The sequence below is a fragment of the Anaerotignum faecicola genome (assembly GCA_024460105.1).
Lineage (GTDB): Bacteria > Bacillota > Clostridia > Lachnospirales > Anaerotignaceae > JANFXS01.
In genome coordinates this window covers 1-381 of record JANFXS010000630.1, presented here as the reverse complement: position 1 = coordinate 381, position 381 = coordinate 1, and the positions used below count along the sequence as shown (strand labels likewise).

The window sequence follows — 381 nt, the reverse complement described above, 5'->3', positions numbered from 1 at the left end:
ACCGAATGGAATCCCTATCCCCAGAGAAAATAATAATGCTAAAAAAATACGTTTTAAACTCGCTAAAATATGCCCAAAGATCATATATCCATTAATTGGCTTTTCGAACGTTTTAACAAATCGTTTCATTACCAGATCCGGCCCTGGTACAAGATCCGAATTACCTCTGGAAATCTGAACCCATAAGAGGAATAACAATACCAATGACAATGCAGGCGCTATCGTATATAAAATATGTTCGAACCCCTTTTTCCAGTTTGTAACTTTTTTCATCAGACAGTCCTCCATTTCACAAAAATATGCTCCAGCTTTGTGAATATCCATGAGAACGCAAAACCCAGAATTCCAATTGTAACCATTCCTAATACAATGATATCGACT

Annotated in this window: 1 protein-coding gene; it reads right to left on the bottom strand. The window is 36.5% G+C overall.

Annotated elements, in window-relative coordinates; translation table 11 throughout:
* A partial coding sequence (locus NE664_15730) for an ABC transporter permease (GenBank protein MCQ4728084.1) occupies positions 1-273 on the bottom strand: 273 nt, incomplete at its 3' end.
* Positions 274-381: the final 108 nt, after the last annotated feature.